General features: G+C 68.6%; 17 protein-coding genes and 1 tRNA gene. 12 read left to right on the forward strand and 6 right to left on the reverse strand.

Features of this window, described 5'->3' with window-relative positions; genetic code table 11:
* Positions 1-23: 23 nt before the first annotated feature.
* The 5 genes from TEF_12355 to TEF_12375 all read left to right on the forward strand — a co-directional run bounded on the left by TEF_12355 (position 24) and on the right by TEF_12375 (position 4806).
* Positions 24-980, forward strand: a complete 957-nt coding sequence (locus TEF_12355) for a fructose-1,6-bisphosphatase, class II (GenBank protein ID ANK83453.1) — start codon at positions 24-26, stop codon at positions 978-980.
* Positions 981-986: 6 nt separating this feature from the next.
* Positions 987-2762, forward strand: a complete 1776-nt coding sequence (locus TEF_12360) for a single-stranded-DNA-specific exonuclease RecJ (GenBank protein ID ANK81497.1) — start codon at positions 987-989, stop codon at positions 2760-2762.
* 88 nt (positions 2763-2850) lie between these two features.
* Positions 2851-2925: transfer RNA gene (locus tag TEF_12365), tRNA-Glu, on the forward strand.
* Positions 2926-2964: 39 nt separating this feature from the next.
* Entirely contained in the window at positions 2965-3945 is a 981-nt protein-coding gene (locus TEF_12370) for a 2-dehydropantoate 2-reductase (protein ANK81498.1), read from the forward strand.
* Positions 3946-3957: 12 nt separating this feature from the next.
* On the forward strand, positions 3958-4806 hold the full coding sequence (locus tag TEF_12375; GenBank protein ID ANK81499.1) for a hypothetical protein: 849 nt from the start codon (positions 3958-3960) through the stop codon (positions 4804-4806).
* On the opposite strand, the gene TEF_12380 is transcribed toward TEF_12375, so the two are convergent.
* The 4 genes from TEF_12380 to TEF_12395 are packed head-to-tail and all read right to left on the reverse strand — an operon-like array spanning position 4793 to position 7724.
* On the reverse strand, positions 4793-5494 hold the full coding sequence (locus TEF_12380; protein ANK81500.1) for a leucyl/phenylalanyl-tRNA--protein transferase: 702 nt from the start codon (positions 5492-5494) through the stop codon (positions 4793-4795). The genes TEF_12375 and TEF_12380 overlap by 14 nt on opposite strands.
* A complete protein-coding gene (locus TEF_12385) occupies positions 5445-6794 on the reverse strand; it encodes an acetyl-CoA carboxylase biotin carboxylase subunit (protein ID ANK81501.1) in 1350 nt (449 codons plus the stop codon). Before TEF_12385 ends, TEF_12380 begins: the two co-directional genes overlap by 50 nt.
* 13 nt (positions 6795-6807) lie before the next feature.
* Positions 6808-7260 (reverse strand): acetyl-CoA carboxylase, biotin carboxyl carrier protein, encoded by a 453-nt coding sequence (locus tag TEF_12390; protein ID ANK81502.1) that lies wholly within the window; start codon positions 7258-7260, stop codon positions 6808-6810.
* Complete coding sequence (locus tag TEF_12395) at positions 7257-7724, reverse strand: type II 3-dehydroquinate dehydratase (protein ID ANK81503.1); 468 nt, start codon at positions 7722-7724, stop codon at positions 7257-7259. Before TEF_12395 ends, TEF_12390 begins: the two co-directional genes overlap by 4 nt.
* Positions 7725-7857: 133 nt before the next feature.
* Here TEF_12395 and TEF_12400 point away from each other — a divergent pair, with 133 nt between their 5' ends.
* Together TEF_12400 and TEF_12405 are read left to right on the forward strand one after the other, a co-directional pair.
* On the forward strand, positions 7858-8847 hold the full coding sequence (locus TEF_12400; GenBank protein ANK81504.1) for a thiamine biosynthesis protein ThiS: 990 nt from the start codon (positions 7858-7860) through the stop codon (positions 8845-8847).
* 44 nt (positions 8848-8891) lie between these two features.
* Positions 8892-9668, forward strand: a complete 777-nt coding sequence (locus TEF_12405; GenBank protein ANK81505.1) for a short-chain dehydrogenase — start codon at positions 8892-8894, stop codon at positions 9666-9668.
* A gap of 85 nt (positions 9669-9753) precedes the next feature.
* Here TEF_12405 and TEF_12410 read toward each other — a convergent pair whose 3' ends face one another.
* Positions 9754-19614: a hypothetical protein gene (locus TEF_12410; protein ANK81506.1), complete on the reverse strand. Its 9861-nt coding sequence runs from the start codon at positions 19612-19614 to the stop codon at positions 9754-9756.
* 436 nt (positions 19615-20050) lie between these two features.
* Between TEF_12410 and TEF_12415 the strand changes: the two genes are divergently transcribed.
* The 4 genes from TEF_12415 to TEF_12430 are packed head-to-tail and all read left to right on the forward strand — an operon-like array spanning position 20051 to position 25084.
* Positions 20051-22735, forward strand: a complete 2685-nt coding sequence (locus tag TEF_12415) for a hypothetical protein (GenBank protein ID ANK81507.1) — start codon at positions 20051-20053, stop codon at positions 22733-22735.
* Entirely contained in the window at positions 22732-23385 is a 654-nt protein-coding gene (locus TEF_12420; GenBank protein ID ANK81508.1) for a hypothetical protein, read from the forward strand. Before TEF_12415 ends, TEF_12420 begins: the two co-directional genes overlap by 4 nt.
* Positions 23386-23435: 50 nt before the next feature.
* Positions 23436-24359 carry a permease gene (locus TEF_12425; GenBank protein ANK81509.1) on the forward strand — a complete coding sequence of 308 codons (924 nt, stop codon included), beginning with the start codon at positions 23436-23438 and terminating at the stop codon, positions 24357-24359.
* Between the two features lie 8 nt (positions 24360-24367).
* On the forward strand, positions 24368-25084 hold the full coding sequence (locus TEF_12430) for a hypothetical protein (protein ANK83454.1): 717 nt from the start codon (positions 24368-24370) through the stop codon (positions 25082-25084).
* A 4-nt stretch (positions 25085-25088) separates the two neighbouring features.
* Here TEF_12430 and TEF_12435 read toward each other — a convergent pair whose 3' ends face one another.
* Positions 25089-25691 carry an amino acid transporter gene (locus TEF_12435; protein ANK83455.1) on the reverse strand — a complete coding sequence of 201 codons (603 nt, stop codon included), beginning with the start codon at positions 25689-25691 and terminating at the stop codon, positions 25089-25091.
* A 202-nt stretch (positions 25692-25893) separates the two neighbouring features.
* On the opposite strand from TEF_12435, the gene TEF_12440 reads away from it, so the two are divergent.
* Complete coding sequence (locus TEF_12440) at positions 25894-26457, forward strand: hypothetical protein (protein ID ANK81510.1); 564 nt, start codon at positions 25894-25896, stop codon at positions 26455-26457.
* Positions 26458-26474: the final 17 nt, after the last annotated feature.

The following is a 26474-nucleotide window of genomic DNA, read 5'->3' on the forward strand; positions in this document are numbered from 1 at the left end:
GAACCATGTCGAAGACCACCAAGCTGGACCGCAATCTGACGCTCGAGGCCGTCCGCGTGACCGAGGCGGGCGCCATTGCGTCCTTCGACTGGATCGGCATGGGCAACGAGAAGCAGGCCGACCAGGCGGCCGTCGACGCCATGCGCACGGCGCTCAACGGCATGGCGATCCGCGGCACCGTCGTCATCGGCGAAGGCGAGCGCGACGAGGCGCCGATGCTCTATATCGGCGAGGATGTCGGCAACGGCCACGCCGACGGCGTCGGACCGGAGATCGACATCGCCCTGGATCCGCTGGAAGGCACCACCATCACCGCCAAGGCCGCCCCGGGTTCGCTCTCGGTCATGGCGCTGTCGGAGAAGGGCATGCTGCTCAACTCGCCGGACGTCTACATGGACAAGATCGCCGTCGGCGGCGGCCTGCCCGACGGCGTCGTGGACCTGGACCGCAGCGTGACCGAGAACCTGACCAGCCTCGCCGCGGCCAAGGGCTGCGCCGTGGCCGACCTCATGATCTGCATTCTCGACCGGCCCCGGCATTCGGACATCATCAAGGAAACCCGCGCTGCAGGCGCGCGCATCCAGCTCATCCCCGACGGCGACATCGCCGGCGTGATCGCCACCACCGATCCGGAGACGCGGATCGACTTGTACATCGGAACCGGCGGCGCGCCCGAGGGCGTCCTGGCCGCGGCGGCGCTCCGCTGCGTCGGCGGCCAGATGCAGGGACGGCTGATCTTCCGCAACAACGACGAGAAGGAACGCGCGCGCCGCATCGGCATCACCGATCTCGACCGGAAGTACGAGATGGAGGAGATGGCGGCGGGCGACGTCATCTTCACCGCCACCGGGGTGACCGACGGCGGCATGCTGCGCGGCGTGCGCCGCCACAACGGCGTGATCGTGACGGATTCCGTCGTCATGCGCTCCAAGACGGGCACGGTCCGGCGCATCGAAGGCCGGCGCCGGATCGCCAGCTAGACCCGGGTGCCGGAGACGGACACCTTCCTTCAGGTCGAGCGCTCGCTGAGCGGCCTGCGCTGGCGGCGCGGCGCGGCGAGCGAACGCACCATCGAAGCCCTGCGCCAGCGCCATCAGCTCTCCGACATCCTGGCCAGCACCCTGGCCAACCGCGATGTGGGCATCGACGATGCGCCGGGATATCTGGAGCCACGGCTGAAGGATCTGCTGCCCGACCCCTCCAGCTTCGCCGACATGGATCGCGCCGCCGAACTCATCGCCCGGCACGTGGCCGAGAGCCGTCGCATCGCGATCTTCGGCGACTACGACGTCGACGGAGCGACGTCCTCGGCGCTGCTGATCCGCTATCTCCGTGCCGTCGGCGCCGACGCGGGCTGTCACATCCCCGACCGTATCGCCGAAGGCTACGGCCCCAATCTCCCGGCACTGGAGAAACTTGCCGGCGCGGGCCATGAACTGATCGTCACGGTCGACTGCGGCACCGCAGCCTTCGAGGTGCTCGACGCTGCCCACGACCAGGGCATCAACGTCATTGTCGTCGATCACCACCTGGCGGAAAGCCGCTTGCCCAAGGCGGCGGCGGTGGTCAATCCGAACCGGCTCGACTGCACCGGTGGCCATGGCAATCTCGCCGCCGTGGGCGTCGCCTTCCTGTTGCTGATCGCCGTCAGCCGCACCCTGCGTTCCATGGGCTGGTTCCGGGAACGGCCGGAGCCCAACCTGCTGCAGTTCCTCGATCTCGTCGCCGTCGGCACCGTCTGCGACGTGGTCCCGCTGACGGGACTCAACCGCGCCCTGGTGGCGCAGGGGCTGAAGGTTCTCGCCTCGCGGCGGCAGACGGGCCTGACGGCGCTTTCCGACATTGCGCGGATGAACGGGCCGCCCGGCGCCTACCACGCGGGCTTTCTGATCGGGCCTCGCATCAACGCCGGCGGGCGCGTCGGTCTCGCGGATCTCGGCGTCCGCCTTCTGACCACCGACGACCGCGAGGAGGCTGTCGGCATCGCCGTCGAGCTGGACCGGCTGAATGCCGAGCGCCGGCGGATCGAGCAGACGGTCCTCGACGAAGCCTTCGCCCTCACCGGCCGGCAGGACAACCGCGCCGTGGTGGTCCTTGATGGCGAGGGCTGGCATCCCGGCGTCATCGGCATCGTCGCCAGCCGGGTCAAGGACCGCGCCGGCCGACCCGCCTTCGTCATCGCCCGCGACGGCGAGACCGCCAAGGGCTCGGGCCGCTCGATCCGGGGCGTCGATCTCGGCGCGGCGGTTACCGCGGCGCGCCAGGCGGGCCTGCTGATCAATGGCGGCGGCCACAGCATGGCGGCCGGCATCACCGTCCGCGCCGACGGCATCGAGGCATTCGCCGAATTCATGCACGAACGGCTCGACGCTCAGGTCCAGAAGGCCCGCCAGGACCGCGCGCTCGTTCTCGACGGCGCCATCGCCGCCTCCGGCGTGACCCTGGAACTGGCTGAGGAACTGCAGCGGGCCGGACCCTACGGGTCGGGCAATCCGGAACCCCGCATCGCGATTCCGGAAGCGCAGCTGGTGAAGGCGGACATTGTCGGCGGCCAGCACGTGCGCGCCCAGATCGCCGGCCGCGGCAAGGGCTGGGTCGGCGCCATCGCCTTCCGTACTGCCGAGGAACCGCTGGGCCGCGCGCTTCTGGGCCGCGCCCGCGACAACCGTCCCGTTCACCTGGCCGGCCACCTGCGCATCGACCACTGGCAGGGCAGTCCGCGCGTGCAGTTCCAGATCGAGGACGCGGCGGACGTAGCGTAAGGCCCAACTGCGCGACCGTGCGGCGAAAAATCCGCTCATCGCAGTTGATTTCGGCGGTGGGGACCGGTAAATGCGGAGGCCGTTCAGCGGTCCCTTCGTCTAGTGGTTAGGACGCGAGATTTTCATTCTTGAAACAGGGGTTCGATTCCCCTAGGGACCGCCACCCCGCCCCCTGTTGCTCCATCTGGGAGGGCGTATTTCCATGAAGATATGCATCTACGGTGCCGGCGCGATCGGCGGCTATGTCGGCGCGATGCTGGCGCGTCAGGGCGTCGACGTCAGCCTGATCGCCCGCGGGCCGCATCTGGCCGCCATGAAGGCCAACGGCCTGAAGCTGATCAGCGCCGAAGACGCATTCGTCGTGCGGCCGACGGTGACCGACGATCCGTCGGAGCTCGGCCCGCAGGATTATGTCCTGCTGACCATGAAGGCCCATGGCGTCCGCGCTGTCGCCGACGCGATGCAGCCGCTGCTGGGGCCCGAGACGGCCGTGGTCACGGCGCAGAACGGCATGCCCTGGTGGTACTTCTTCGGCCATGAAGGGCCGTTCGAGAACCGGCGGCTGGAAAGCGCCGATCCGGGCGGCGAGATCTGGGAAAAGATCGGCCCCGAACGCGCCATCGGCTCCGTCGTCTGGCAGGCGGCGGAAGTGCCGGAGCCCGGCGTGGTGAAACTCGGCTATGGCGATCGCCTGGCGCTGGGAGAGCCCGACGGCAGCCGGTCGGAACGTATCCAGGCGCTGTCGAAGACACTGATCGCCGCCGGCGTGAAGGCGCCGGTGCGTCCCAATCTCCGTAACGAGATCTGGGCCAAGCTCTGGGGCAATCTCAGCTTCAACCCGGTTTCCGCGTTGACGGCGGCGACCCTGGAAGGCATGGCCGGGGACGCCGGCGTGCGCGAGGTCATCGCCGGGATGATGACCGAGGCCCAGGCCATCGGCGAGAAGCTGGGCGTGCGTTTTCCCATGACCGTGGACAAGCGGATCGAGGCCGCCTCGGCCGTCGGCGCGCACAAGACCTCGATGCTGCAGGATCTGGAAGGCGGGCGGACCATGGAGATCGAGCCGATCCTGGGCGCCGTGGCCGAACTGGGCCGCATGCTGGAACTGCCGACGCCGACCATCGACATCGTCTACAGTCTGGTGGTGCTGCGGGCGAAGAGCGCCGGCTGCTACGCCGCCTGAGGGGAGGATGCAATGACCTACTGGCAGGACTGGTCCGACGAGGAAATGGAGCGGAACTTCAATCCGCGCGTGGCCGCGCCCGACGCGGCGGACCTGCTCGCCGGCTTCGTGGAGAAGGCCGCCCAGGCGCGCCGCAACCTCGATATGCGCCGAAACATCGCCTATGGCGACCACCTGCGCGAGGTCTACGACGTCTTTCCCGGCATCGTCGGCGGTCCGATGCACATCTTCATTCACGGCGGCTACTGGCGGGCGCTGTCGAAGGACGAGCACAGCTTCGTCGCCCAGCCGTTCAACGGCGCCGGCGCGACCGTCGTGCTGATCAACTATCCGCTCTGCCCGGAAGTCACGCTGCAGAGCCTGGCGGATTCGGTGATGCGCGGGATTGCCCACGCCGCAAAGCGCGCCGCCGACTACGGCGCGGATCCGGCTCGGGTGCACCTGAGCGGCCACTCGGCGGGGGCGCATCTCTCGGCCCTCGCCGCCGCCCGCGACTGGACCGGTGACGGCCTGGAAGCCGACCTTATCAAATCGGCGACGCTGCTTTCCGGCGTCTTCGACCCGGCGGTCGCCATGCGCACCACCATCAACGCCGAGATCGGGCTGGACGACGCCCAGGCGCGCCGCATGAACGTGCTGCAGGCCGGCTTCCGTCCCCTGCCCCACGTGGACGTTCTTCTCGCCGCCGGCGGCGCCGAGCCCGATGGCTGGATCCGCCAGTCCACCGACTATCGCGACATGTTCGGCATCGAGCGCGAGGTGATGCTCCCCGAGGGCGCCAACCACTTCACGCTGCTCGATCACGTGACCGACCCGAAGGATCCCCTCGGCCGCTCGATGCTGGCCCTCATGGACCTCTGAGCACGAGGTCCAGCGCCCGTTCGCCCTCGATGCGCGGCCCGGCGGCCTCGAAATCGCCTTCGGCGGCCAGGGCTTCGTTCAGCCGCACCATGAAGGCGTGCCGCGGCACCGCCTCGACGCCGAACTGCTTCAGGTGATCGTTGACGAACTGGCTGTCGAGCAGCCGGTAGCCGCCGGCCCGCAGACGCGCGACCAGATGCACCAGCGCGACCTTGGAGGCATCGGTCTCGATCGAGAACATGCTCTCGCCGAAGAAGGCGGCGCGGATCGCCACGCCGTAGAGTCCGCCGACCAGCCGGCCCTCGCTCCAGCATTCCACCGAGTGCGCCAGACCCAGGCGGAACAGTTCGCCATAAGCGCGCACGATCTCCGAGTTGATCCAGCTGTCGAACCGCCCGCGGGTATAGTTGAGCTCGCCGCACTGGCGGATGACCTCGTCGAAGGCGACATCCGCCGTGACCTTGAAGCGGTCCTGCCGCACCGTCTTCCGCAACCGTTTCGGCACATGGAAACCTTCGAGCGGCAATACCCCGCGCTCGTCCGGATCGACCCAGAAGAGCTGGGAATCGTCCCGGGTTTCGGCCATGGGGAACAGGCCGCGCGAATAGGCCTGAACCAGCAGGTTCGGTGTCAGCCGGTCAGCCACCGACCAGTCTGTCGAGGTTCTGTTCCAGCCAGTGGATGTCATAGGCGCCGTCGATGAACGCCTGGTCGTCCACCAGGGCCATATGCAGCGGGATCGTCGTCGAGATGCCGCCGATGACGTACTCCTCCAGACAGCGGCGCAGCCGCATGAGGCATTCGTTCCGCGTCCGGCCGTGGACCACCAGCTTGGCGATGAGGCTGTCGTAGTAGGGCGGCACCGAATAGCCGTCATAGAGGCCGGAATCGACGCGCACGCCGAGGCCGCCCGGCGGATGGTAGTCCGTGACCCGGCCGGGCGTCGGCGAAAAGGTGCGGTGGTTCTCGGCGTTGATCCGGCATTCGACCGCATGGCCGGTGAACTCGACGTCGTCCTGGGCGAAGCTCAGCGGCGCACCGGAGGCGACGCGAATCTGCTCGCGGACCAGGTCGATGCCGGTGATCGCCTCGGTCACCGGATGCTCCACCTGCAGGCGCGTGTTCATCTCGATGAAGAAGAACTCGCCATCCTCGTAGAGGAATTCGATGGTCCCGGCGCCGCGGTAGTTGAGATCGCTGACCGCCTTGGCCGCCTTGGCGCCGATATCGGCCCGCTGCGCGGCGTTCAGCGCAGGCGACGGCGCTTCCTCGAGAACCTTCTGGTGACGGCGCTGGAGCGAGCAGTCCCGCTCGCCCAGATGGACCGCGTGGCCCTGACCGTCGCCGAAGACCTGCACTTCGATATGCCGGGGCTGACCGAGATACTTCTCCATGTACATCCGGTCGTCGCCGAAGGCGTGCATGGCTTCCGCCCTGGCCTGGGAGAGCAGCTCCGGCAGCCGCTCGGCGTCCGGGATCACCTGCATGCCGCGCCCACCGCCGCCGGCCGCGGCCTTGACCAGAACCGGATAGCCGATCTCGGCGGCGATGGCGCGCGCCTTGTCGATGTCCTCCAGCGCGCCGTCATAGCCCGGCACCACGGGCACGCCGAGTTCCTTCATCGAGGTCTTGGCCGCGATCTTGTCGCCCATCAGGCGAATATGCTCGGGCGTCGGGCCGATGAAGGCGATGTTGTGCGCCTCGACGATCTCGGCGAAGCGGGCGTTTTCCGAGAGGAAGCCATAGCCCGGATGGATGGCGTCGGCGTCGGTGATCTCGGCGGCCGAAATGATCGCGGGAATGTTCAGATAGCTCAGCTTCGGGCTGGGCGGACCGATGCAGACGGATTCGTCGGCCAGGCGCACATGCATGGCCTCGGCGTCCGCGGTGGAGTGGATCGCCACCGTCTTGATGCCCATCTCGTGGCAGGCGCGGTGGATGCGAAGCGCGATCTCGCCCCGATTCGCGATCAGAATCTTTTCGAACATGGCCCGGCCGTTCCTATTCGATCACGACCAGCGGCTGCTCGAACTCGACCGGCTGTTCATTCTCGACCAGAACCGCAACCACCTTGCCGGACAGCGGGGCGGGCACCGGGTTCATGGTCTTCATCGCCTCGACGATCATGACGGTCTGGCCCTTCTCGATCGTATCGCCGACCGTAACGAAGGGCCTGGCCCCCGGTTCGGGCGCCGTGTAGACGGTGCCGACCATCGGGGAGAGCACCTTCGTCCCCGCGGTCTCGGCCTCACGGCCGCCCTCCGTTCCGGGCTGCCCCGCCATCGCGGGCGCGGCCGCCGGAGCCTGGGATGCGGCGGCCATGACCGGCGCCGGCGACTTGCCGAGGCGGACCTTGACGTCGCCCTCTTCCCATTCGATCTCCGTCAGACCGCTCTCGTTCAACAGCGCCGCCAGTTTGGTCAGCGCTTCCATATCGACGTTCAGTTTGGTCATGAACCCGCCATCTGCTGTTGTTTGGCCGCCTTCAGTTCAGCGGTCAGCGCCTGAATCGCAAGTATATAGCCTAGCGAACCGAAGCCGCAGATCACCCCCTTCGCGGCCTTCGACACCCAGGAATGGTGTCTGAAGTCCTCCCGCTGGTGAATGTTGGAGAGATGGACCTCGATCGTCGGAATCTCAACCGCCAGCAACGCGTCCAGTATCGCGACCGACGTGTGGGAGTAGCCGGCCGGGTTGATGATGATTCCGTCCGCCCCCCCCTTGGCTTCGTGGATCCAGTCCACAAGTTCGCCTTCATGGTTGGATTGCCGGAAATCGATCTGCACGCCGAAGCCCTGGGCGATCTGCCGGCAGGAACCTTCGATATCGGCCAGTGTCTCGCGGCCGTAGACCTCCGGCTGGCGCGTGCCCAGCAGGTTCAGGTTCGGTCCGTTGAGTATCAGCAAGGTTTCGGACATGCGTGACGCGCACCCCTTTTTTCTTGATTGCCCGCGCGGTTATAGTGCCTTTACCGATCACGGGAAACCGTCGCCTGCGCGCCGGACGCGCCACGGACGGCCTCACCAGAAAAGACGCAGTGGAACGGCTGAGATGCGGATTACCGTCAATGGCAAGGAGCGCGATTTCGACGAGGGAATCACGATCCTCGACCTCCTGAGCCAGATGCGCCTCGATTCGCGCAAGATCGCGGTCGAACTCAACCTGGAGATCGTGCCCCGCTCCGCCTATCACCGCACGGCGCTGGAGTACGGCGACCAGATCGAGATCGTCCATTTCATCGGCGGCGGCGCAGATACCGCCAGCCGGCGCGGCGAAGACAGCTTCACCGTCGCCGGCCGCACCTTCACCTCGCGTCTGCTGGTCGGCACCGGCAAGTACAAGGACTACGAGCAGAACGCCCGCGCCCTGGAGGCGTCGGGCGCGGAGATCATCACCGTCGCGGTCCGCCGGGTGAACCTCACCGATCCCGACAAGCCCATGCTGGTGGATTTCATCGACCCGAAGAAATACACTTTCCTGCCCAACACCGCCGGGTGCTTCACGGCGGAGGATGCCGTGCGCACGCTCCGCCTGGCGCGCGAGGCCGGCGGCTGGGACCTGGTCAAGCTGGAGGTCCTGGGCGACCAGAAGACGCTCTACCCCGACATGCCGGAAACCGTCCGCGCGGCCGAGATGCTGCTCAAGGAAGGCTTCGAGGTCATGGTCTATTGCTCCGACGACCCGATCCAGGCGAAGCGGCTGGAGGACATGGGCTGCTGTGCGATCATGCCGCTGGGCGCGCCGATCGGCTCGGGCCTGGGCATCCAGAACCCGGTCAATATCCGCCTGATCATCGAACAGGCCAATGTGCCGGTGCTGGTCGACGCCGGCGTCGGCACGGCCTCCGACGCGGCCATCGCCATGGAGCTGGGCTGCGACGGCGTGCTGATGAACACCGCCATCGCCGAGGCCGGGGACCCGATCCTGATGGCCCGGGCCATGAAGGCCGCGGTCGAGGCCGGCCGCATGGCCTATCTCGCCGGCCGCATGCCGAAGAAGAAATACGCCGATCCGTCCTCGCCGCTGGGCGGGTTGATCTAGGCAATCATCTGACAAGAAACGCATCCAGAGGGAGGGGTTAGCGCATGATGTTCGACCTGCGCGGCAAGACCGCGATCGTCACCGGTTCGACCAAGGGTATCGGCAAGGCCATCGCGGAGGCCTTCGCGAAGCAGGGGGCCAACGTGGTCGTCTCCAGCCGCAAGGCGGATGCCGTCGAGGCGGTGACGCAGGATATCAACGACAATCACGCCGCCCATGGCGGCCGCGCCGTCGGCATTCCGTGCAACATCTCCTACAAGGAACAGCTCGAGATGCTGGTCGCGGAGACCCGCAACGCCTTCGACAAGGTCGACGTGCTGGTGTGCAACGCCGCGGTCAACCCGTTCTACGGCTCCTCGCTGGAAATTCCGGACACGGCCTTCGACAAGATCATGGACGTCAACATCAAGTCCAATCACTGGCTGGCCAACCTGGTGCTGCCGGAGATGATCGAGCGCAAGGACGGCACCATCATCATCGTCTCGTCGATCGGCGGCCTGCGCGGCTCCCGCGTGCTCGGCGCCTATGCCATCTCCAAGGCGGCGGACATGCAGATGGTGCGCAACATCGCCATGGAATACGGCAAGTCGAACATCCGCGCCAACGCCATCGCGCCGGGGCTGATCCAGACCGACTTCGCCCGCGCGCTCTGGGAGGATCCGGAGTTCCGCGCCCGCTCCGAGGCCCAGGCCCCGCTGAACCGCATCGGCCAGCCCGAGGAGATCGCCGGTCTCGCCGTCTACATGGCCTCGAAGGAAGGCAGCTTCCTCACGGGTCAGACCATCGCCGTCGACGGCGGTGTGACCATCTCCGGCGGCTGACGGCCGGCGCCAGCCACGCCCCGACGAACGAAGGGCGGCCGCTTCCGGGCGGCCGCCCTTTTTCTTCGCCGCATTCCCCTGACGGTCAGAAGATGAAGTCGTCGGTTTCGTCGAGTGTCGTGGAGACGACGCCCTGCAGGGTGATCGACTGCCCGTTAAAGGTGATCACCGTGTCGCCGCCGGTCTGCTGGATCGACAGATCGCCGAAGCCGATGCCCAGCGCCGACAGATCGATCACGTCCTCCGTGGCGGCGCCCGCGGTGAAGTCCTCGATCACGTCGTCGCCCCAGAGATCGTTGTCGAAGACGAACAGGTCGTCGCCGACCTCGCCGGCCAGGGTGTCATTGTCGCCGCCGCCGGAGCCGCCGTTCAGCGTGTCGTTGCCGTCATCGCCGAACATGCTGTCGTCGCCCGCGCCGCCGAAGAGCTGGTCGTTGCCGAGGCCGCCGTCGACCACGTCGTCGCCCGCATTGCCGAGGACCGTGTCGTCGCCTTCCTCGCCGCGCACGGTGTCGAGGCCGTCGCCGCCCTCGAGGCTGTCATTGTCCAGCCCGCCCAGCAGCGAGTCGTTGTCGTCCCCGCCGAACAGCACGTCCTGCCCGCCGGCGCCGTTCAGCTGATCGTCGCCGATGCCGCCGAAGATGGTGTCGAAGCCGACCAGCGTGTCGAGCGCCGGATCGTCGCCATTGATCGTGTCGTTGCCGGCCCCGCCGAAGAGAAGGTCCAGATTGCCGCCGCCCAGGATCAGGTCGTCGCCGTCACCGCCGTTGATCGTATCGTTGCCGAACTGGCCGCGCAGCGTGTCGTTGCCGAGGCCGCCGTCGATGGTGTCGTCTTCGGAACCCCCCAGCACGCGGTCGTCGCCGTCGCCGGCGTCGACGGTGTCGTTGCCGGCCCCGGCCGAGATCGTGTCGTTGCCGGCGCCGCCGAACAGCAGATCGTCATCGTCGCCGCCGTTCAGGCTGTCGGCGCCGTCACCGCCGTTCAGGATGTCGGCCCCGGCCGCGCCGATCAGCGTGTCGCTGCCGCCATTGCCATCGATGGAGTCCGCGCCCGCGCCGCCGTTCAGGCTGTCGGCGCCGAGATCCGCCCCGCCGTCCATGGTGTCGTCATCTGCGCCGCCGTTGATCGTGTCGTTGCCATCCCCGCCGCTCAGGCTGTCGAAGCCGGAACCGCCGTCGATCAGGTCGTCATCCGCGCCGCCGTCGACGGTGTCGTCGCCATCGCCAGCGTCGACCGTGTCGTTGCCCGCACCTGCGTCGAGCGTGTCGGCGCCTGCGCCGCCGGTGATGGTATCGGCGCCCGCGCCGCCGCGGATCGTATCGTTGTCGTCGCCGCCATCCAGCGTGTCGGCGCCGTCGCCGCCGACAATGCTGTCCGCGCCGGCCAGGCCGAAGAAGTGGTTGTCCAGCGTGTCGCCGGTCAGCGTGTCGGCGAAGGCCGAGCCGATCGCACCCTCGATCGCGGTGAGCGTGTCACCCGTGGCGTCGCCGCCATTGGCGATGCCGAGGCCGAGATCGATCTCCACCGCCTCGCCCGAGGTCGAGTAGTCGGCGCAATCCTCACCCGAATTGCCGTCCAGACTGTCGGCGCCCGCGCCGCCGCGGAGCGTATCGTTCAGCAGACCGCCGTCGACGGAGTCGTTGCCATCCCCGGCGACGATGAAGTCGTTGCCGTCGAGTCCCTGGATGATGTCGTTGCCGGCCGTCCCGTTCAGCGGGATGTCGTCGCCATTGGTCCCCTGGATGATGCTCGGGCCGCCGAATTCGAAGTCGTCGGCGTCGAGCTGGCCGACCAGCACGCCGGTCAGGACCAGGCTGTTGCCGCCGCCCAGGTCTATGGTCGTGTCGGTACCGTTATCGGTGGCGTTCGCCAGCACGTCCGCGAAGTCGTTCAGCGCCGAGACGCCCTGGACGTCGATCACGTCGATGGTCCCCGCGCCCGGCGTGAAGTTGCCGATGGTGTCGTTGCCGTCGCCGTCGGCGATGACGAAGCGGTCGTCGCCCGCGCCGCCGTCCATGAAGTCGTCGCCCAGGCCCCCGATCAGCGTATCGTCGCCCGTGCCCCCGCCCAGCGTGTCGGCGCCGTCGCCGCCGTCTAGCGTGTCCGCCCCGCCGTCACCGGCCAGGAAGTCGTCGCCGCCGCCCGCGGCAATGGTGTCCGCACCGTCGCCGCCGAAGAAGCGGTTGGCCTCTGCGCCGCCGGTGAGCGTGTCATTCGCCGCTGTGCCGATGGCGCCTTCGAAGTTCGAAACCGTATCATCGCCGACCAGCGTATCCGCGGTGTCGAAGTCGACCGGGCCCGCTTCGCCGGAGAAGTCCAGCAGATCCAGCCCCGCGCCGCCGTCGAGCACGTTCGCGCCCGCGCCGCCGGCGACCGTGTCGGCGCCGATACCGGCGTCGACCGTGTCATCGCCGTCGCCCGCCGCAATGCTGTCTGCGCCCGCGCCGCCGAACAGGGTGTCGCCCGCCGCGCTGCCGATCAGCGTGTCGGCGAAGGCCGAGCCGATCACCTGCTCGATGCCGGAAACCGTATCGTTGCCGCCGTTGGAGAGGTCGAAGCTGACGCCCGACGTCTCGCCGGAGAAGTCGACCGTATCCGAACCCGCGCCGCCGACCACCGAGTCCGCGCCCTGGCCCACGAACAGCAGGTCGTCGCCGTCGCCGCCGAACAGGCTGTCATTGCCCGCATTGCCGCCCAGCGTGTCGTTGCCGTCGCCGGCGGTGATGATATCGGCCCCGATGCCGCCCAGCAGGATGTTGCCGCCGGCCGTACCGGTCAGCGTATCGTTGAAGTTCGAGCCGGTGATGTTCTCGAAAGCCGCGATCTGGTCGCCCGCCGCGTGGCCGCCGGACGCCGTGTTGAGTGCGATGTTGACGGTCACCGCCGCCGAGGAGCCGGCATAGGAAATCGTGTCATTGCCCAGGCCGCCGTCCAGCGTGTCCGCGCCGGCGCGGCCCTCGATCAGGTCGTTGCCGAGCAGGCCCGAGAGCAGGTTGGCGAAGCCGTCGCCGCGCAGGACATCATCGAAGGCCGATCCGATGACATTCTCGATCCGGTCGAAGATGTCGCCCGTGGCTTCGCCGCCATTGGCGAAACCGGTATCCAGATCGACAACCACGCCGGCGGCGGAATTCTCGTAGGTCAGCGTGTCGTTGCCGAGGCCGCCGCGCATGGTATCGGCGCCGTTGCCGCCCTCGAACAGGTCGTCGCCGGTGCCGCCGACCATCGAATCATTGCCGCCCTGACCACGCAGCGTGTCGTTGTCGAAACCGCCGAGGATCGTGTCGTCCCCTGTGCCGCCGAGCAGGCTGTCCAGGCCCTCGCCGCCGTCGATCAGATCCGCGTCCGCGCCGCCGTCGATGAAATCATCGCCATGATCGCCGAGCAGGGTATCGGCGCCGTTGTTGCCCTCCAGCGTGTCGTTGTGACAGTCGCCGTTCAGCGAATCCGCGCCCTCGCCGCCCTGGACAAAGTCGTTGTCGTCGCCGGCATTCACCGTGTCGTCGCCGTCGCCGCCGATCACCGTGTCGGCGCCGGTGTCGGTCGTGATCAGGTCGGCGCCCAGCCCGCCATTGACGGAATCCGCGCCAGCCCCGCCGATGATCGTGTCCAGGCCGTCCTCGCCGATCAGCGTGTCGTCGCCGTCGCCGCCGACGATGCGATCGTCGCCCGCGCCGCCCAGGACACTGTCCGCGCCCGCGCCGGCCTCGATCGTGTCATTGCCCGCATCGCCGAAGGCCTGGTCATCATCGTCGCCGGTACGGATCAGGTCGTTGCCGTCGCCGCCGCGCACCGTGTCGAAGCCGCCATCGGCGTCCAGCACGTCATTGCCGATGCCGCCATCCAGGGAATCGTTGCCGGTCCCGCCGTCCAGGGTATCCGCGCCGTCATTGCCGATCAGCGTGTCGTCGCCATCCTCGCCGAACAGGCGGTCGATGCCGCCGCCGCCGGCGATGCTGTCATTGTCCAGCCCGCCACGCAGCGTGTCGTCGCCGGCGTCGCCCAGCATGGTGTCGGCCCCGGCCCCGCCCGTGACCGAGTCGGCGCCAACGCCGCCGTCCAGAACATCCGCGCCCGCGCCGCCGTCGATGCGGTCGTCGTCTTCCTCGCCGCGCAGCGTGTCATCGCCGTCGCCGCCGAACAGACTGTCATTGCCGGACCCGCCGAGGAGCGAGTCCACCCCCGCGCCGCCCAGCAGGGTGTCGAGGCCATCGCCGCCGTTCAATTGATCATCGTCGTCGCCGCCGTTCAGGCTGTCATCGCCGCCGTCGCCGGTGATCGTGTCGGCGCCCGCGCCGCCATTGGCGGTGTCGTTGTCCGCGCCGCCGACAATGAGATCCGCACCCTCGTCGCCCAGCAGCAGATCGGCGCCGATCTGGCCCTGCAGCGTGTCGTTGCCCAGTCCGCCGGTCAGCGTGTCCGCTCCGTCGCCGCCGAAGGTCTGGTCGTCGCCGTCGCCGCCGTCGATCTGGTCCGCGCCGGCCGCGCCGGAAAGCGTGTCGTTGTCGGCGCCGCCACCCAGCGTGTCGTTGCCGTCCGCGCCGCTCAGGTTGTCCGCCCCATCCAGGCCGAAGATCTGATTGTCGGAGGCATTGCCGGTCACGACGTCGTCGAAGTTCGACCCGATCAGGTTCTCGAACGCCACGACGGTATCGCCCTGGGCATCGCCGCCGGAACCGACGCCACCGGACATGTCCACTGTCACACCGGCCGCGGAACCCGAATAGTCGATCAGATCGATGCCGTCGCCGCCGTCCAGGTCGTCAGCGCCCGCCGCGGCGACAACCGTATCGTTGCCCTGGCCCGCGCGGACCGTGTCATCGCCGGCGCCGTCGCTCACGAAGTCGTTGCCCTCGCCGGCCTCAAGCGAATCGCCGCCGTCGCCGCCGATCAGCGTGTCATTGCCGTTGCCGGCCAGGATCGCATCCGCGCCCAGACCGCCGTCCAGGCTGTCGTCGCCGCCCGCGCCTTCCAGGGTGTCATCGCCGTCATTGCCGATCAGCACATCGTCGCCGCCCAGCCCTTCCAGCTTGTTGGCGCTGGCGTCGCCGGTCAGCGTATCGCCAAAACCGTTGGTGCCGACCGCGCTCTCGATGGAGATCAGCGTGTCGCCTGCGGCGTGGCCGCCGGTCGCGACGCCAAGCGCGATATCCACGTTCACCGCGGCGTTGGAGCCGCGGTAGTCGGCGGAATCATTGCCATCGCCGCCGTCCAGGATGTCGGCGCCGGCCCCACCCTCCAGGCTGTCGTCGCCCAGCCCGCCGCGGATCGTGTCGTCCCCGGCACCGGCCGAGATCAGGTCGTTGCCGCCGCCGCCCGACAGCGAGTTCTGCAGCGCATTGCCGGTGATGATGTCGTCGTCGAAGCCGCCGATGACATTCTCGATATTGGCGTAGAAGTCGCCCGTGGCATCCGAACGATCACCGATGCCGGTCGTCAGGTTGACCGTCAGCGCGCCGCCGGCGGCGGAGTAGTCGACCGTGTCGACGCCGTCATTACCGTTCATGACGTCCGCGCCGCCGTCGCCCAGCAGCACATCGTCGCCGGCGCCGCCGGACAGCGTGTCGTCGCCCAGGTCGCCGGTCAGCGTGTCGGACCCGGCCTCGCCCAGCACGATGTCATTGTCGGCGCCGCCGAACAGCAGGTCGCCGTCCGCGCCACCGAAGATCGTGTCGTCGCCCGCGTCGCCCAGCAGGGTGTCGACGCCATCCTCGCCCAGGATCTTGTCGGCCCCACCACCGCCGATGGCCGAATCGTCGCCTGTCCCGCCCTTCAGAAGATCGAGACCCAGATTGCCGTTCAGCGTGTCGTTGCCGGCGCCGCCGCTGACGGTGTCGTCGCCGTCACCGCCCTGCACCTGATCGTCCCCGTCCTCGCCGAGGACGGCGTCATTGCCGGCGCCGCCGAGCACCGTGTCGTTACCCAGGCCGCCCAGGGCCTGGTCGGACCCGTCGCCGCCATTGACCACGTCGTTGCCCGCGCCGCCGCGCAAAGTGTCGTTGTCGGCCAGGCCGGAGACGATGTCGTCGTCATCGCCGCCGTCCAGAACGTCATTGCCCTCGTCGCCGGTCAGGGTGTCGTTGCCGCTGTCACCGAACATGGTGTCGTTGCCCGCGTCGCCGTCGACCACGTCCGCGCCGGCGCCGCCGCGCACCACGTCATCGCCCAGTTCACCGCGGACGGTGTCGTCGCCCGCGTCGCCCAGAACGGAATCGTTGTCGTCGCCGCCGCGGATGGAATCGTTGCCTTCACCGCCGAAAATGAGGTCGTTGCCGGTCGAACCGAGCAGGTTGTCGACACCCGCGCCGCCCAGAATGACGTCGTCGCCCGCCTCGCCGTTCAGGCCGTCCGCGCCGGCGCCGCCGTCGAGGGTGTCGTTGTCCGCGCCGCCGAACGCCGTGTCGTCGCCGTCGCCGCCCTCCAGGCGGTCATCGCCGGCGTCGCCGTTCATGGTGTCGTTGCCCAGGCCGCCCTTCAGGATGTCACCGGCGTCGCCGCCGAACAGGCGGTCGTTGCCGGCATCGGCCAGAATCACGTCCGCGCCGGCATTGCCCGATAGCGTATCGTTGTCGTCGCCGCCGAAGATGCGGTCCGCGTCGCCCGCGCCGCTGATCGAATCCGCACCCGCCAGGCCGAACAGCTTGTTGGCCGCGTTGGAGCCGACGATCGTGTCGGCGAAGGCGGTGCCGACCACGTCCTCGATGTTGACGTAGGTGTCGCCCTGCGCGTCGCCGCCGGTCCCGACGCCGAGGCCCAGATCGACATTCACACCCGCTGCGGATCCCGAGAAATCCAGCCGGTCCACGCCGCCGCCGCCGTTGATGGCATCGGCGCCGGCGCCGCCGATGATGGTATCCTCGTTGGCGCCGCCGAAGATGGTGTCGTTGCCCGCGCCGTCGACAATCAGGTCGTCGCCATTACCCGCAGTCAGCGAATCCGCGCCGTCGCCACCTTCCAGCGTATCGTTGCCGTTGCCGCCGTCGATGGTGTCCGCGCCGCCGGCGCCGACGATGGAATCCTGTCCGATGCCGCCCTGGAAGAAGTTCGCGCCCGCATCGCCGATCAGCGTGTCGTCTGCGGTGGTGCCGATCGCGCCCTCGATGGCGGTCAGCGTGTCGCCGTCGGCATCGCCGCCGGTGGCGAGGCCGAGGCCGATGTCGACGCTGATGGGCCCGGCCGAGCCGGAATAGTCGGCGACATCGATCCCCGCGCCGCCGTCCAGGCTGTCGGCGCCGGCGCCGCCCTTCAGCGTGTCGTTGCCCAGGCCGCCCAGCAGCGTGTCGTCGCCGCCCAGGCCGCGCAGATTGTCCGCGCCCGCGCCGCCGTCGAGCACGTTGGCGTCGGCGTTGCCCTGCAGCGTGTCGACCTGCGAGGTGCCGATGACGTTCTCGATCTTGCGCAGCTCGTCGCCCTCGGCGTCGGAACGCGAACCCTTGCCGTTGTTCAGGTTGACGGTCACGCCTGCGGCCGAGCCGGAATAGTCGGCGACATCGATGCCCGCGCCGCCGGCCATACGGTCCGCGCCGGACGCGCCGATCAGCGTGTCGTCGCCCAGGCCGCCGCGCATGTCGTCATTGCCGGAGCCGCCGAACAGCAGATCGTTGCCGGCGTCACCGTTGACGATGTCGTTGCCGCCCTGGCCAAGCAGCGTGTCGGCGTCGTCGCCGCCGCGCAGGATGTCGTCGTCGGAGCCGCCGTCCAGGCTGTCGCTGCCTTCGCCGCCCTCCAGGATGTCGGACTCGGTGCCGCCGAACAGGCTGTCGCCGCCCTCTCGCCCGCGGATGATGTCATTGCCGGCATTGCCCGAAAGGCTGTCGTCGCCCAGACCGCCGTCGACCGTATCGCTGCCGGTATTGCCCAGGATGGTGTCGTTGCCCACGCCGCCGAACAGCTGGTCGATGCCGCCGCCGCCGTCGATCACGTCGTCGCCGTCGTCTCCCTTGACCGTGTCCTTGCCTTCATTGCCGAACAGCAGGTCGGCGTCATCCCCGCCGCGGATCAGATCGTTGTCGTCGAGGCCGCGGATGGTGTCGGCGCCGGCCTCGCCGAAGAGCTGGTCGCGTCCGGCCTCGCCGTGAATGGAATCGTTTCCAAGTCCGCCAAGGACCGTGTCGTCGCCGAGATCGCCGTTGAGCGAGTCATTGCCGTCCTGCCCCAGGATGCGGTCGGCCCCCAGACCGCCACGGATGGTGTCCGCGCCGATGCCGCCCTCGGCCGAATCGTCGCCATCGCCGCCGAGTACGGAATCCGCGCCGTCGCCGCCGAACAGGGTATCGTCGCCCTCATTGCCGGCCACGGTGTCGTCACCGAGGCCGCCGAAGACCCGGTCGTTGCCTTGTTCGCCCGAGACGAAATCGTTGCCCGCCTCGCCGTCGACGGAATCGCCGCCGAAGCCGCCGACGATGGTGTCGCCGTCGTCACCGCCAAGCAGCGTGTCGACGCCGGAGCCGCCGAACATCGAATCCGCGCCGGACCCGCCGACCAGCAGATCGTCGCCGGAATCGCCCAGCATGGTGTCGTTGCCGCCGTCGCCGGCGACGGTGTCGTTCTCGGAACCGCCTTCCAGCAGATCCGCGCCCGCGCCGCCGGAGATCGAGTCGTCGTCGGCACCGCCGCGCACCGTGTCGATGCCGTCGCCGCCGGTCAGCGTGTCCGCGCCCCGGCCGCCGGCCACCTCGTCATTGCCGAGGCCGCCCGCGGCGAGATCGTCGCCGTCGTCGCCGACCACACGATCGTCGCCTTCGCCACCATCGAGAATGTCGTTGGCCGCGCCGCCCACCAGCGTGTCGGCGTCGACGCCGCCCGACAGCGTGTCCGCGCCCTCCTGGCCGAACATCCGGTTTGCGCCGCCCGTGGCGCTGATCAGGTCGTTGCCGCGGCCGCCCTGGATATCGTCGTCGCCGTCGCCGCCCTCCAGCGTATCCGCGCCGCCGATTGTGTCGCTGCCCAGGTCGCCGCGCAGCGTATCGGCGCCATCGCCGCCAGCCAGACTGTCACCGCCCTGGCCACCAAAGACGATGTCGTTGCCCTGACCGGCGAACACGGTGTCGGAGCCCTCCCGGCTGCGCACCAGATCGTCGCCGTCGCCGGCGTCCAGCAGATCGTCGCCGCTGCCGCCGTCCAGAAGGTCGTTCTCCGAGCCGCCGAAAAGGACGTCCGCGCCGGTCTGGCCGAACAACCGGTCGAAACCGGCCTCGCCCAGCAGCGTGTCGTCGTCGCCGCCACCCACCAGGATGTCGTTGCCGGCCTGGCCGTTCAGCGTGTCCTGGCCCGCGCCGCCCGCGATCTCATCCGAATCCGCCCCGCCGTCGATCGAATCGTTGCCGATTTCGCCCGCCAGCGAATCCGCGCCGGGGCCGCCGTCGATCGTGTCGTCCCCGTCCTTGCCGAAAACCGTGTCCAGACCGTCGCCGCCAGAGACCAGATCACCGCCTTCGCCCGCATTGATCAGGTCGCCGCCCGTACCGCCATCGAGCGTGTCCGCACCCGCGCCACCGAACAGCGTATCCAGACCATCGCCGCCTGAGAGGGAGTCGTCGCCGTCGCGGCCATCGATGAAATTGCCCGAGGCGTTGCCGGCGATGGTGTCGCCGCCGGCCCCGCCGATCACGTTCTGGATGGCGTCGAGCGTATCCGACCCTATGCCGGCGCCGCTGGCGAGGCCGAGACCGAGATCCACCGTGACCGGGGCGATCTGGGCGGAATAATCCACCTGATTGACGCCCGCGCCGCCCAGATAGGTATCGTCGCCCAGGCCGCCGACGAAGGTGTCGTCGCCTGCGTTGCCGGTCACGAAGTCGTTGTCGGCCCCGCCGGTCAGCAGGTCATTGCCGTCATTGCCCTGGATGGTGTCATCGCCGCCCAGGCCGGACAGCGTGTCGTCCAGCGGACTGCCGATCAGGACATCTCCGCCCGACGTCCCCGATTCATTGACGAACGTCAAACGCGCACGGGGGTGAATCCGCAGCAACTCGCACAACAGCGACATGATCGCCCTCCTAACAGGCCATCAACAGAACGTACTTGCCGCGGCGGACCCTTGATTGTCTTGTTTTTCTTGTTCGCCAATTGGTTAAACCAGAAAGGTGCAGCGGGCGCAACTGAAATGCCCCGGGCCCGGGCCGTGCCGCAGCGTCCGACGAGCGCTGCCGAGGTACCCGGATCGTGCCGCGACGGCCCCGCGTCTTCGCAGGAAATCAGGCCCTACCCCCAAAGGACGAATGCCCCTAGGATTGCCCAGTTGATTGAATCGGTAGTCAAGGGTTCTACCCGGTCCAGTTGCAGGGAGCACCAGGATGAAGGCTGGCGCGCCATGGAGCGTCAAGGGAGTCGAAGTGGACGCCCGCGAAACCGCGAAGGCGAAAGCCAGGGCGGCAGGTATGACTCTCGGCCAATGGCTCAACCGGGCGATTGTCGAGGCCGACAAGCCTGCCCCGCCGGCGCCGGCGGGGCAGGGTGGCGGTTCGCTGGAGACCGCGCGGGTGATGCGGGCGATCGCCGAACTGGCGCGCCGCGTCGACCAGTTGCGCGACGCCGGCGGCTCGGCCATACCCGAAGCTGCCCGGCTGGAGGCCGCGCTGGACGATATCGGCGAACGCGTCGACCGTATGGCCCGGGCGCTACCAGCGCCGGAACAGCAGATCGACCAGCCCCGGCTGGAACGTGGCCTGCTTACGATCGTGCGCCGTCTCGACGAACTTGACCGCAAGACCTCCGAGCAGACCGACCTGACGCCATTGCGGGAGGGGCTGAGCCGGCTGGAACAACGGATCGGCAGCGCACCGGAAAACCGCGCCGGACTGGAAGATGTCCGCCGCGCCGTCACGGAACTCACCGAGCGACTGGACGCTCCGTCCGGCTCCGGCGGCGAGGCCGCCGAACTCAAGGCGATCGTCGAGCGGCAGGCGGAAGACATCCGCAAGCTGATGAACGGCATGGTCAACATCGCCGCCAAGATCGACGAGGTCGAGGCCGCGGTGAAAGACGGCAGCCGCGACCTGCCGGCCCCCGGCGACGAGGACGCACGCCCCGACCAGTTCGCCGAAGAACTCGCCGCGCTCCGCCGGGAACTCGCTGAACGCGACAGTCAGACCGGCCCGGCAGGCCGCGACGCCGCATTTGCGGCGATGCTCGCTCCGGTGACCGACGCCATCCGAGATCTCGAAGGCCGGCTCGGCGCGCGCGATCAGGCGCAGGCCGAATCCGATGCGCGGCCGCCCCTGGCCGACGCCGCGGAATCTGCAACCGGTGAAGCCGAGGCCGAGGCCGCCGATCCCGAGCCGCCCGCGCCCGAAGCCGAGGACGAGCCTGCGGACGCGCCGCTGACGGAAGCGAGTCCCGAACTGGCCGCGCTGCACGACCTGACCGCCCGTCAGGATGAACGGATCGCGCCCAAGCACGAGTCCGATGAAAACCGCGATCCTCTCTTCCATGACCTGCCCCCCTTCGACGACCCGGACGCGGCGCCCGACGAGGAGGAGGGGGAGGAGATCGCACCCGATGTCGAGCCGGAACCCGAAGCGACGGCCGCAATCGATCCGATCGAAACCGTTCCGCCGCGTTCCGATGGCGGACCCGCCATGGCGACGGAAATCCCCGATGACGCGACTCCCGACCGGCCACGGCGCCTGGTGCCGGTCGAATCGCTGCTCGGCGACACACTGACCGGGCGCACGCCACCGCCGGATGATCGCGACGAAGGCGGTCTTGGCGGTGTCGGCGCATTCGGTGACGACGGCGGCTTCCATAGCCGGGACCATGAAGAACCGGCAGCCCCTCGCCGCGAAGGCGCAATGCGGCTCGACCGGCCCATCGACATCGACAGACGGGAACCGCCGGCCCCTGCGCCCTACCCCCCACGCCGGCGCGGCAGGGGTTATCTCGTTGCAGCGGTGATCTTCCTCGCGCTGCTGCTGGGCGGCTACTGGTTCGTCGGCACGCCGGCCTTCCAGCAGGTCGCGGAGCGGGCCAAGGCGCTCTGGGATGACGGCGTGACCGCCATCGGCCGGTTCCAACTGCCTGGCGGCGGCGAGGGACCGGGCGCCGAGGCGCCAATGGCGGAGAGTGAAGCGACGGTGCCCGCAGCGACCGAGCGTGCGCCTGAGACCACTTCTCCGGAACCGGCATCCGGGGCCGCGCCGGCAGCGTCATCCGCCGCGACTGACGATCCGCCGCTGCAGATGGAGACCAGCGAGACCGACCTCGCCGCCGTGAAGCCGGAAGAGCCGGCGGCGCCGGCTTCCGCGCCGCCGCAGGAATCCGAGGTCGACCCCGTTCTTGCCGCCGCCCGCGACGGCGATGCCGAGGCCCAGTACGAAATGGCCATCCGCTATCGCGATGGCGTGGGCGTCGACGTCAGCTATGGCGAGGCGGCGGACTGGTTCGACCGCGCCGCCCAGCAGGGCCATGTCGACGCGCAGGCCAATCTGGGTGTGATGTACCGTCAGGGGGTGGGCGTGCCGCGCGACATTGATCTCGCCAAGCTCTGGCTGCACGCCGCCGCCCGGTCGGGGCATGCGGACGCGCAGAAGTATCTGGGCGAGGTCTACGCGCAGGACGATCTGGGGACGCCGGACTACTTCCAGGCCGCGCGCTGGTTCCGCGAGGCGGCCGAACAGGGCCTGGTCGATGCGCAGTACAACATGGGCGTGCTCTACGAAGGGGGCCTTGGGGTCCCGCGCGACTTCGAGCAGGCCTATTACTGGTTCCGCCTGGCCGCCAGGGCCGGCGACGAGACGGCCGAAGCCGACGTGCGCCGCGTCATCCCCCTGCTGACACAGGAGCAGCGCACGGAAGTCGATGCCCGTGTCGACGCCTTCACGCCGGCCAGCGGCGAGAACGCCGCAACGGCGCCGTCGGACAGCGGCCAGACCCTGACGCGGCGCGACCAGATCCGCGAACTGCAGCAATTGCTGGTCGACCGTGGCTACGACCCCGGCGAGCCAGACGGCCTGATCGGCGCCCGCACCCGCGACGCGATCCGGCAATGGCAGGAGACTCAGGGCCTGCCGGAGACCGGACAGGTCACGATGCAGGTGCTCGAAGGCCTGCGGTCGGGCGGATGACCGGCGGTGAAGACAATCGAGACGGCGACACCGGGAGCGTCTGGCGCATCCGCGGCGTCGAGAGCGAAATCCAGGAGGCCGCGCGTCTGGCCGCGCGACAATCCGGCCAGACCCTTGCCGAATGGCTGAGCCGCGCCGTTGGCGCAGCGGCGCTGGCGGAGCTGGACGGCACCACCGAGAACGCGACCGCGGCCGCCGCGGCGGACATGGCGGATTTCCGCGTCCTGCTGGACGAACGGACGCGCGAATTCCTTGACCGCAACGCCACGTCCGCCGGTTCGCCCGATCCGGACGTTTCCGGGGACGAGCCCATGACCGCCGTGGTGGAGCTCAATGATCCGGCGCCTTCGGGGGGTCTCTCCCCCGAGATGCAGGAAGAATTCGACCGGCTGCGGTTGCTGATCCACGAGTATCTCGGCGCCATGCTTCCAGCGCTGGAGTCGGTTGACGACACGTCCCGGACCTTGCGCGATCTGTCCGCTCTGGCGCAGGATGTGCGCCGCTCGGCAGAGGAGGCGCGCCGCGCGGCGGAGCTGATCGGCCCGCTGGAGCGAACACTCGCGCGCCTCGCCGACACCAGGGGACAGGATTTCACAGAGGAACGGAATGGACGTCGGGCAGCAGGTATCGGAAAACTGTTCCGAGGCTGACCGCCTGCGCCGGCGCGTTCCTCCAGGCCCGACGAGGCGCTGAACCCGACGTGCAGATCTATCTCCCCATCGCCGAAATCTCCGTCAGCATATTCCTGCTGCTCGGGCTTGGCGCGGGCGTGGGCTTTCTCTCGGGCATGTTCGGCGTCGGCGGCGGCTTCCTGATGACGCCGCTGCTGATGTTCCTCGGCATCCCGCCGGCCGTGGCCGTGGCCACCGAGGCGAACCAGATCGTGGCCGCCAGCGTCTCCGGCGCCCTGGCCCACTGGCGGCGCAGGAACGTCGACGTGAAGATGGGACTGGTGCTGCTGTGCGGCGGCCTGGTCGGCTCGGTCATCGGCACGGTGATCTTCACCTGGATGAAGACGCTCGGTCAGAGCGACCTGCTGATCAAGCTCTGCTACGTGGTCTTCCTGGGGATCATCGGCGCGCTGATGTTCATCGAGAGCGCAAGGGCGCTCTTCCGCCAGCGGCGCGGCGGCGCGCGCCGCAAGAAGCGTCAGCACTACTGGATCCACGGCCTGCCGCTGAAGATGCGTTTCAAGCGCTCCAAGCTCTACATCAGCGCCCTGCCGCCGCTGGTCATCGGCTGCCTGGTCGGCATTCTCGCCGCCATCATGGGCGTTGGCGGCGGCTTCATCATGGTGCCGGCGATGATCTACCTGCTGGGCATGCCCACGGCCGTGGTGGTCGGCACGTCGCTGTTCCAGATCACTTTCGTCACTGCCGCCGTGACTGTCCTGCATTCCGTCAACACCCAGACCGTGGACGTTGTCCTGGCGCTCCTTTTGCTGACGGGATCGGTCATCGGCGCACAGTTCGGCACGCGGGTCGGCCTCTATCTGAAGGGCGAACAGCTCCGCTTCCTCCTCGCCGCCATGGTGCTGCTGGTCTGCGGCAAGCTGGCCTATGACCTGATCGCGGTACCGTCGGAGCTGTTCAGCATCGCCATTGGCGCGGAGGCAGGACATTGATCGCCCGTCTGATCCTGCTCGCCGGACTGCTGACCGGTCTCGCCGCCGAAGCGCAGTCACCGCTGGTCTCCGACATCTCCTCCAGACGAATCGGCATCGATTCCAGCTTCACCGGGACCGAACTCTTGCTGTTCGGCTCGCTGGACCAGCCCGGCGACGTCGTCATCGTCATCAAGGGCCCGCCGCAATCACTGACCGTGCGGCGCAAGGAGCGCATCGCCGGCGTCTGGGTGAATGCCGATGCGGTCACCTACCGCAACGTGCCCGGCTTCTACGCGGTCGTTTCGAACCGGCCATTGACGGATATCGCCAGCGAGCGGGTGCTGCGCCGCCACGGCATCGGCATCGAGAACATCCGGGTCGAGTCCATCGAAGGCGGCGCCACCGAGGCCGGCTTCGACGCCGCCGTCAAGCGGCTACGCCAGCAGAACAACCTGTTCCACCAGGACACCAGCGGCGTCACCATCCTGTTCGACCGGCTGTATCGGTCCACCATCGCCTTTCCCGCCAACGTGCCGGTGGGCTCCTACACGACGGAAGTCTATCTGTTCCAGGACGGCAGCGTGGTCAGCGCCCAGACCAGTCCCATCCTGATCGACAAGTCGGGCATCGAGCGGGCGCTGTTCTCGTTCGCGCACCAGTGGCCGCTGTTCTATGGCCTGTTCGCGGTGGTCATCGCCGCCTTCGCCGGCTGGGGCGCGGCGCAGATCTTCCGCAAGTCCTGATCCCTCAGAGATCCGAAGCCAGGCTGGCGGCGATCGCCCACATCACCAGCCCGATCACGATATCGAAGACGCGCCACGCCGCCGCACGCGCGAACAGCGGCGCCAGAAGACGCGCGCCAAATCCCAGCCCGTAGAAGAAGACGGCGCTGGCGGCGGCCCCGCCCAGCCAGAACAACAGCCGTCCCTCCGCATCGTGGCGTGCCGCGATCCCGCCCAGCAGCACGACCGTGTCGAGATAGACATGCGGGTTCAGGAAGGTGAAGGCGAGCGTGGCGGCAGCGGCCGCGCGCCACGACGTCTCCCCGCCCCCGGCGGGCAGCAGCCGGCCCGGACGCAACGCCCGGCCCAGCGCCAGCGCGCCATAGACGAACAGGAACACGGCTCCGCCCAGCGTCACCCACCAGACGAGTTCCGGCGCCTGCCCGATCAGAGCGCCCAGTCCCATCACCCCCGCCCCGATCAGAAGGGCGTCGGACAGCGCGCAAATGGAGGCGATGAGCAGCACATGGCGGCACTTCAGCCCCTGACGCAGCACGTACGCATTCTGCGCCCCGATCGCGAGGATCAGGCCGAAGCCGAGCGCAAATCCCTCCAGTGCCGGCTCCAGCGTCCCCTCCTTCCGATGGCCATGGCAAACCGGCGGCGGATATAGCACGTCCGCGCCGGGGCGCCCGGGCGGAATGCCATGTCGCCGGCCTCGCACGTCCGCCGCATGGTCGGCATGCGCCGCACGGGCTGGACCGGCGCAGTCGCCCTACCTATTTTCCGCCGCTCACGAAGGTTTCCCCGTCAGATCAGGAGTATCCCGCATGGCGTTGAGCCAGCCTGTCAGGCGCAAGCATCGGCACACGAGAGGCATCGAGATCCGCGGCTATGAGCGCGAGGACGGCCTCTGGGACATCGAGGGCGTGATCTCCGACCACAAGCCCGAGGCCTATGGCCGGATGGAAGAGCGGCGGCCCGACGGTATGGTCCACAAGATGTGGGTGCGGCTGACCGTGGATACCGACTTCCTGATCCACGAGGCCGAGAGCTGGTCCGAGGTCACCCCCTACGGCATCTGCAAGGACGTCAACGCCAACTTCGACGCGCTGGCGGGCCTGAAGATCGGCCCCGGCTTCAACCGCAAGGCGCGCGAACGCATCGGCGGCACCCTGGGCTGCACCCATATCGTCGAACTGCTGCCGCAGATGGCGACGGCCGCGATGCAGACCATCTGGCCGATCAAGGACAGCATGGGCGGCGACGGCCGGCCCGGCGTCAAACCGCCGATCCTGAATACCTGCCACGCCTGGGCCGAGTACAGCCCGGCGGTCAAGGATCGCTTCCCGGCGTTCCACAACCCCGACAGCAAGCTGCCCCGCGCGGGCTGAGCCGTGTTGACAGGCGG

The organism is Rhizobiales bacterium NRL2, from assembly GCA_001664005.1.
Taxonomy (GTDB): domain Bacteria; phylum Pseudomonadota; class Alphaproteobacteria; order Minwuiales; family Minwuiaceae; genus Minwuia.